The following is a 7,580-nucleotide window of genomic DNA, read 5'->3' on the forward strand; positions in this document are numbered from 1 at the left end:
GNANACNATNNNTGANANNTATCANATATCNTCTNGAAGTGTTCTCNAANNNTGGATAAANCGNTATACTAGTGGTAAANNANTNNAANCNACTAGNAAAGGATTAAGTCGTATGAACCAAGGACGAAAAACCACTTTTGAAGAACGGGTGGAGATTGTCAACTTCACNATTGCTCATGATAAGGACTATCAGGCAGCGATTGAGAAATATGGTATTTCCTACCAACAAGTTTATTCCTGGGTGAGAAAGTTTGAGAAGGATGGTAGTCAAGGACTCTTAGATCGCAGAGGTAAAGGATTAGACAGTAAACCAAACCTAACCCCAGAAGAAGAATTACAGCTCAAAATCAAGCAACTAGAAGAGTGCAACCGCTATTTAGAGATGGAGGTAGGACTGCTTGCAGTTGCTTGTTGCCAATCGTGTCGTCACCCTGTTCCTAACGCTTGGACAAGCCTTGCAGGGCTATCCGTAACTCGCTTTGCTTCGAACGGCTAGCGCCAAAAAGTTAGAAGAAATCAGACGCAGAAACCGACGGTAAGGATTGGACGTTACTTGGAAGAATTTCAAGCCATCAAAGATTATTCAGATAAGCGTAGTGGAGCCTCTATTAGCCAGTTATGCCAATTGCTTGGAGTGTCTCGATCAGGCTATTATAAGTGGCTTAATCACAAAGAGACTACATCTGAGGAGACAAGATGGGCATGATCTTTCTCAAACTTGAACATGGCACTTATCCGATGTTTTCCTTGTAGGGCTAAACTATCTTTATTGGCCACCTTTGGACAAGCGTCATGAAAATAGCGTCTGGCATGTGCCCAACAGCCTACTAGTTTAACCCCATCTATGGTTTGATAACCTGAATACATATCTGCCTGCAAGTAGCCCTGGAAGTCGCCTAGAATGTCACGGATAACCTTACCTGAACGGCTATCATCATAGCGATAATAGATGACTGGTCTCTGGCTATGCTTACTGCTGGCTANCTGCTTGCAGTTGCTTGTTGCCAATCGTGTCGTCACCCTGTTCCTAACGCTTGGACAAGCCTTGCAGGGCTATCCGTAACTCGCTTTGCTTCGAACGGCTAGCGCCAAAAAGTTNGAAGAAATCAGACGCAGAAACCGACGGTAAGGATTGGACNNTACTTGGAAGAATTTCAAGCCATCAAAGATTATTCNGATAAGCNTAGTGGAGCCTCTATTAGCCAGTTATGCCAATTGCTTGGAGTGTCTCGATCAGGCTATTATAAGTGGCTTAATCACAAAGAGACTACATCTGAGGAGACAAATCGAACACTATTAAAAACCATCAAGGAACTCCATACCAAACACAAGGGAATTTTAGGCTACCGTCGAATGACACGAGCTATCAATCGGGAACTTGGAACAACTTATAACAAGAAGCGAATTCGTCGCTTAATGCGTATCCTTGGTATCTCATCAATTATCCGTCGTTCTAGAGGCTATTGCACGAAGACTAGTTTTGTGAATATCGAAGAGAACATTCTTAATCGAGAGTTTACAGCTCAGTCACCTAATCAAAAATGGTGTACAGATGTGACTTTCTTGCAATATGGATTAGGTTGTAAGGCTTATTTAAGTGCTATTAAAGACCTATATGATGGTTCTATCGTGGCTTACCATATCAGTAAGCACAATGATAATCCTCTTGTTATGGAAACTCTAAGAAAGGCAATAGAGATTAACTCAGGAGCCACACCGCTGCTTCATAGTGATAGAGGCTCCCAATACACATCGCGAGAATACCGGATGGTAACAACACAATATCAGATGACACGTTCAATGTCACGAGTTGGCAAGTGCATTGATAATGCGCCGATTGAGAGTTTCTTTGGACACTTTAAAACGGAGTGTTATGATTTGAAGACCTACAAGACATTTGAGGAGTTGGTCACTGATATTGATGACTATATCTATTTTTACAATAATGAACGATTTCAAGAGAAACACAACGGCCTTGCCCCTCTTGAAATGAGGAACAAGGCCGTTGCTTAATCTTTTATTATTTCATTGTCCACTTGACAGGGAGCAGTTCATAGGAATCACCCCTTGATGAACATGGTGAATGAGCGAGGTTGTCTGACTAAAGCCATAAACGTAAACCAAATCGTAAAATAGCTCCGTTAATTCAATTTTCTTATGTTTTATCATTGCCAAAATATGTGATTTTTCCTTTCAATAAAAGTAACTTGGAGGTCCGCAAATATCAATTATCATTCTAGTTTGGGCAAAATAGATCGTTCTCCCACGTGGCTGATAACCTGTTGGGTGAACGACTTATTATTGTTAATATCCACGAGCACCTGTCGTATCTTATTCTCCCCATACACCCTTAGCTATTCTAAAGACTGCCCAGGCTTTTGGCCAGCCGACATAGAAAGCCAGATGGGTAATGATAGCAGAGATTTCTTCCTTGGTGACACCATTTTTCTTGGCATTTTCCAAGTGATAGTTTAAAGAAGAATCGGTGATACCTGAGCTCATCAGAGCCGTCACAGTAATGATACAACGTGTCTTCAGATCAATGGCCTCATTATTCCAGTTTTCGCCAAACAAAACATCGTCATTAAAATGAGCAAATTCAGGCGCAAATTCGCCTAGTTGATCACGCCCTGCTGTTTGTTTAATAGTCATATTATTCTTCCTCCTTATGAGCTGCTTGATATTCTTCGCCTATCACTGATTCATAAAATTCACTGGCACCAGCTGTGATCGCCACATGACTGAACCAAGAATCTTTGGTTGCACCATGCCAGTGCTTCACTCCTTTGTCAGTCACAACGACATCACCTGCTTTTAGATGTCGCGCAGTTTTCCCAGCTTCCTGATAAAGACCTTCTCCTCCAGTAACAAGAAGAATTTGGTACCCATCCAAATGCACATGCCAGTTATTACGACATCCCGGTTCAAAGGTCACATTTCCAACACTGGTATTGCCATCTGGCGCTTGTGCCAACATTGCTAGATAGGATTGTCCCGTAAAACTAACACCGTACGGATTTTCTTCTCCAAAGGCAAATAAGGGATTGTTTTTAACGTCTTCATGTTTAAACATGAGTCATCACTTCTTTCTATAATAATGTTAATCTCGATTATAGTATATCTCTAACTACTAACAGTGACAAATACCTATAATGAAAGTTAATAGATGCTTCAAAAGTATTTTAACTTATCATCAAGCTACTAAATCTATCCTCGATTCACCAGCATATCCCCATGCAACGTTTGAAGTTGTTTATCTAGGACCAATTTAGCACTTTGCTCAATATAGTCTTTAAAATACGGTGTTGCTCTGTGTTGCTCATATGCAGCTTCATTTTGATAGACCTCAAAGAAATACCAAGTATCCGGATTGTCCACATCTGTACCAGCATACATGACCAAGACTCCAGCTTCTTTTTCCATGCTTGTCTGCATTTCAGGTAAAACAATCTCTGAAAAGGCATTGCTATCCCTAACCGTCACTGTAGCTAGTCGAACAGCTAACTGCTTATCATCAAAAATCCGCAAGGCGGTTGGTTTTTGAAGCAATAATTGTGGCACCAAGGTCACCACTTCACGGCTAGTCAGTGCTTTTTGTGCCAAATCTACAAAGGCCTTAAAATGAGGTGATTGAACATGTTCCTGATAAGCCTCTTCACTAGCATAACATTCCACAACGATCTGCTGACTAAAATCTTCTGAAAGATGACCACCATACATAGCCAAAGTCCCTGGTTCTAGTGCCATTGACTGGGTAAAGTTCGTATAGCCAATTTGCTTATAATCTTCTTCATAATCCAATTCCAAACCAAGACGAAACATTCTAAAGATCTCTGTCATTTTCAACCTCCAAATCCAAAGAGCCTATTGGCATTCCCACGAAAAATCTTTTCTTTATCATTATCCGTTAAAGGTAATTTTTCGATAGCATTACTGATTACTTCTGTCGCTCCAGCTGGAAGAATCCCAAGCGGTGCATCAGTTCCAAAAAGAACATGGTCAACACCGTAATAGTCCACACAGAGTTCCAGAGCTTTGCTATTGCCTAAAAGGGCTGTATCCACATAGAATTTCTTGAAATCACTCGCCTGCTCCTCTGGTAAAATATGCTCAATCCGCTCTGCGAAGTAAGGAACCATAGCCCCACCATGATGAACTAAGATGTTGAGATTTGGAAATTCTTGAAAATAACCAGCCTGCACAATGTCTAGCATGGCTTGGGTTAATTCGTACTCCCAGCTAAAGATAATATTATTGTCTGGCTTCCGCTCATCAAAGACTGGGTGTAGCCAGATTGGGCTATTCGCCTTGGATGCTGCTGCAAATACTGGCTTGAAACTCTCATCTGCTAGGGATTTCCCCAGATGACGTGTGAATAATTGAATCCCAAGTATCTCAGGATGACTAACAACAAAGCTCTCTATCACGCGCACTGCTTCTGGAATATTGTTCATCGCCACCATGGCTACACCACCCGAAAAAATATCCGCATTTTCTTTGACCGTCGCTAGCAATTCCTCATTCGCCAGTTCTACCAATTGAGTAGCTTCAGCACTATCCAGATAATCTTCTGGATTAGCATTGACATAAGAAATAATTTGTTTTGTGTTAGCTGGCATCGTCTCGCGACGTTTTGTTATATCCGTCAAGACAGGGTTTTGGATAAAGGGCATTTTTGAGACTAACTTCTTATCCAGCGTTAGCATTTTTCCAAAAAACTCAGGAAGTAAAACATGGGCAAAGGCATCAATTTTCAAAGTCATCTAATCTCTCCTTCCAGCTACCGGCTTCATCAAAAATAATGCCATATTCTTCGTAATAGGTATCCTTATTTAAAATCTCTCCAGATTCATAAAGACTGATTTTGCGTGTCAAGCGATCAATAGAACGTTGAAGATTTTTTTGTTTGTTTTCTAGCACTGCTAGTTGCTCACGCAACAAGGCTTCACTCGCTTCTACCGTCTGATCACCCTGCATGAGTAGCTGACAATAATCAATCAAGGCTTCGATTGGAATGCCAGAATGACGTAGGCAAATAATCATTTCAAGCCACTTATTAAGATCATCTGTAAAATAGCGATTGCCATTAGACTGACGAGGTATCTCTGGTAAAAGCCCTATCCGTTCATAATAACGCAGGGTATTGGGATTAATATCATATTTTTGTGACACTTCCGTAATGGTGTATTTTTTCGTTTCTGTCATCTCATTACCTTCTATCTAAACGTATCTTGTAACTCTAGTCTACTATAATTTTTGTTAAGTTACATTTTTTAGCACGTCAACTCTTGCATCATTTAGTTACTCAGACAGTCCTTGTTGATTCATTGTGTTAAGCTTGTCCTTCCCAGCCACCGCGTGTATTGACACCAGCTTCTGAAGCCAATTCTTCTAATCTTGCCATTTCAGTCCCACTGAGAACCAGGTCGCTAGCTTTAGCCGCATCTAGAACTTGTTCAACTTTTGTAACGCCTAAGATTGGTGTTGTTCCACGCCCGATTGCCCAAGCTGTCGCAATTTGTGCTGGACTAACCTGATACTTGTCTGCCAAAACTTTCAATTCAGAAAGTAAGTCACCTAAGGCTGGAAACATCGGATTATAGGTTTTGCCACGATTGGAATCAGCTGGCATCGGATGCCTACTATCATATTTACCAGACAAAGCGCCTTGCTCTAGAACCATGTAAGAGAAAAATTGGATATCATTTTCCTTGCAATAGTCAAGCAATCCATCCTCAATAGAATTGCGGTAAAGCAAACTAAAATGGTTTTGAACAGCTGAAATTTGTACCCCAGCTGGTTTCAAGATTTCCTGAACACGTTTCACTTGGTCAAGACTGTGGTTGGATACACCAATTCGTTTCACACGTCCTGATTTGACTAAGTCTGCTAAAAATGGTGTCCAACGTTCAACATCAGCAGCGTTATGAATCCAATAAATGTCAATATATTCTATTCCCAAGCGCTTAAGACTACCTTCTAACATATCTGCGACTGGATTTTCTTTGGTACCATCCTGCATTCCTGGTGTAAATTTGTCAGATATGATGACTTCTGACCTGTCATATTGGCTCACTAACTCACCCAAAATCCTCTCAGATTCCCCATTGGCATAGGCAAAAGCAGTATCAAAGGTGTTGAGACCATTTTCCATAGCAACCGAAAAAACATCTTTCAAGTCAGTCGTATCAAGATGATTGCCAAAAACCACATTACCACCAGCAAATCCGCCAGTTCCCCAAGACCATGTTCCAAGTACGATTGATGCTGTATGTTTTGTCATTTTGTTTCTCCTTTTTTGTTGATGGTGACAGTGTACCACTTGTAGTTGACTATAAGTCAAGTGTTTTATGAATGATTTTTTTAAATCTCGCTCCAACATTTAAAAAGGAAACATCTGTATACGAATTCTAATACCATTCGTTCTTTCCTTGATGGTAAAACCATTCTTCATTACCGATAACAATGCAGAAAGCTGAAATCCCATCTGATTCAAACATTATAAAAAGGCAACTTCCAAATGAAAGTTGCCTTAGACTACATATGATCTTTGACCGCTACTGCAATCATTCGCGCTATTGCACGAACCTCTCCTGCAGCTACCATTTCCATTGTGACAATGACTTTACGTTCGCCAATTTCTTCTGCTTTAGATGTCACAGTAATTGCTTCATTGACTGGAAGTGGCTTCTTAAAATCAACCTCTAGTCTTGCTGTGATATATCGTCCAATCACAGTCTCCTTTGTCAGCTCTAACCCCTTTTTACGATGGGCAAACCAGGCCGCTGACGCTGTTCCATGACAATCAAAGAGCACTGCAATCATCCCACCAAAAATATTGGATGGTACTCCCCCTGTATAATGAGCACCTGGGGTATACACTGAAAGACAACACTGTCCATCCTCACTCGGATAAGTCTTTAGGTGTAAGCCATCAACGTTTTTGGGACCGCATCCCCAACAATGTTGAAATCTTTCTCCATATGTATCTTGAATGGCAATGACTTTGTTCATGTGAATCATGGTCGTTTCCTCGTTTTTATTTTATAGTATGGTCACATCATACCATATTATGTAAACGCTTACCAATAATTTGTTTTAACTGCTAGCTTCACTCACAACACCCGCTATTTCAGTTTCCTTCTCCATTCTTATAACAAGCAAAAAAGCCTTGAAATCAAAGCTTTTTCCTTTTATAATCCATTATTGTATTTTGTAAAAAACTGATATCCAACATGCAACCTTTTGGAGAATACAAATTACCTGTTCATCCATACAATTTCCTCCTCAGCTCTTTTGTACTGTACATTATTTACGAGCAACAAAACTTTCTAATGAAAAAATTGTTTGTGCTCTCATTTCCTCTTTATTCTGTTCGATAAATGCAGTAATTGCTTTTTCATTATTTGAAATCGTCACAATATCAGCAACTTCCATATACTTATCCTTTGCAAGCAATGAGTAAATCTCTGAAAAAGTTAGATTCTCAGAGACTTCGATAGAAGCGACAATGTTGTCTTGGTGAAAATGTGTTTCATAAAAAACATCACAACCTTCTCCTTCACCCACAACTTCAGAAA

The 7,580-nt window shown here is 40.3% G+C and carries 9 protein-coding genes and 3 pseudogenes (1 of these 12 running past the window's edge); 2 read left to right on the plus strand and 10 right to left on the minus strand.

What is annotated here, in order from left to right; all coding sequences use genetic code 11:
- A pseudogene (locus tag A3I9_RS0104400) lies at positions 1-637 on the plus strand (transposase) (its annotated part extends 248 nt beyond the left edge of the window); the annotation flags it as partial.
- 29 nt (positions 638-666) lie between these two features.
- Here A3I9_RS0104400 and A3I9_RS0104405 read toward each other — a convergent pair.
- Entirely contained in the window at positions 667-1,020 is a 354-nt protein-coding gene (locus A3I9_RS0104405) for an IS66 family transposase (RefSeq protein ID WP_018377844.1), read from the minus strand.
- A gap of 69 nt (positions 1,021-1,089) precedes the next feature.
- Between A3I9_RS0104405 and A3I9_RS0104410 the strand changes: the two are divergent.
- Positions 1,090-2,013: pseudogene (locus A3I9_RS0104410) on the plus strand (IS3 family transposase); the annotation flags it as partial.
- Positions 2,014-2,064: 51 nt separating this feature from the next.
- Here A3I9_RS0104410 and A3I9_RS13370 read toward each other — a convergent pair.
- From A3I9_RS13370 to A3I9_RS13495, 9 genes and pseudogenes are all read right to left on the minus strand, one after another.
- Positions 2,065-2,178: pseudogene (locus tag A3I9_RS13370) on the minus strand (low temperature requirement protein A); the annotation flags it as partial.
- 153 nt (positions 2,179-2,331) lie between these two features.
- A complete protein-coding gene (locus A3I9_RS0104415) occupies positions 2,332-2,652 on the minus strand; it encodes a carboxymuconolactone decarboxylase family protein (RefSeq protein ID WP_018377846.1) in 321 nt (106 codons plus the stop codon).
- Between the two features lies 1 nt (position 2,653).
- Positions 2,654-3,073 carry a cupin domain-containing protein gene (locus A3I9_RS0104420; RefSeq protein WP_018377847.1) on the minus strand — a complete coding sequence of 140 codons (420 nt, stop codon included), beginning with the start codon at positions 3,071-3,073 and terminating at the stop codon, positions 2,654-2,656.
- Between the two features lie 134 nt (positions 3,074-3,207).
- Positions 3,208-3,840, minus strand: coding sequence for a putative quinol monooxygenase (locus tag A3I9_RS0104425; protein ID WP_018377848.1), 633 nt, complete (start codon positions 3,838-3,840; stop codon positions 3,208-3,210).
- 2 nt (positions 3,841-3,842) lie between these two features.
- Positions 3,843-4,763: an amidohydrolase family protein gene (locus A3I9_RS0104430; protein WP_018377849.1), complete on the minus strand. Its 921-nt coding sequence runs from the start codon at positions 4,761-4,763 to the stop codon at positions 3,843-3,845.
- Positions 4,747-5,205: a MerR family transcriptional regulator gene (locus A3I9_RS0104435; RefSeq protein WP_018377850.1), complete on the minus strand. Its 459-nt coding sequence runs from the start codon at positions 5,203-5,205 to the stop codon at positions 4,747-4,749. Before A3I9_RS0104435 ends, A3I9_RS0104430 begins: the two co-directional genes overlap by 17 nt.
- A gap of 127 nt (positions 5,206-5,332) precedes the next feature.
- Positions 5,333-6,283 carry an aldo/keto reductase gene (locus tag A3I9_RS0104440; RefSeq protein ID WP_018377851.1) on the minus strand — a complete coding sequence of 317 codons (951 nt, stop codon included), beginning with the start codon at positions 6,281-6,283 and terminating at the stop codon, positions 5,333-5,335.
- 254 nt (positions 6,284-6,537) lie between these two features.
- Positions 6,538-7,023: a hotdog domain-containing protein gene (locus A3I9_RS0104445; RefSeq protein WP_018377852.1), complete on the minus strand. Its 486-nt coding sequence runs from the start codon at positions 7,021-7,023 to the stop codon at positions 6,538-6,540.
- Positions 7,024-7,308: 285 nt separating this feature from the next.
- Positions 7,309-7,580, minus strand: a 272-nt coding sequence (locus tag A3I9_RS13495; RefSeq protein WP_026217325.1) for a hypothetical protein, incomplete at its 5' end; no start/stop codon positions are given.

It is taken from the genome of Streptococcus ovis DSM 16829 (assembly GCF_000380125.1).
Taxonomy (GTDB): domain Bacteria; phylum Bacillota; class Bacilli; order Lactobacillales; family Streptococcaceae; genus Streptococcus; species Streptococcus ovis.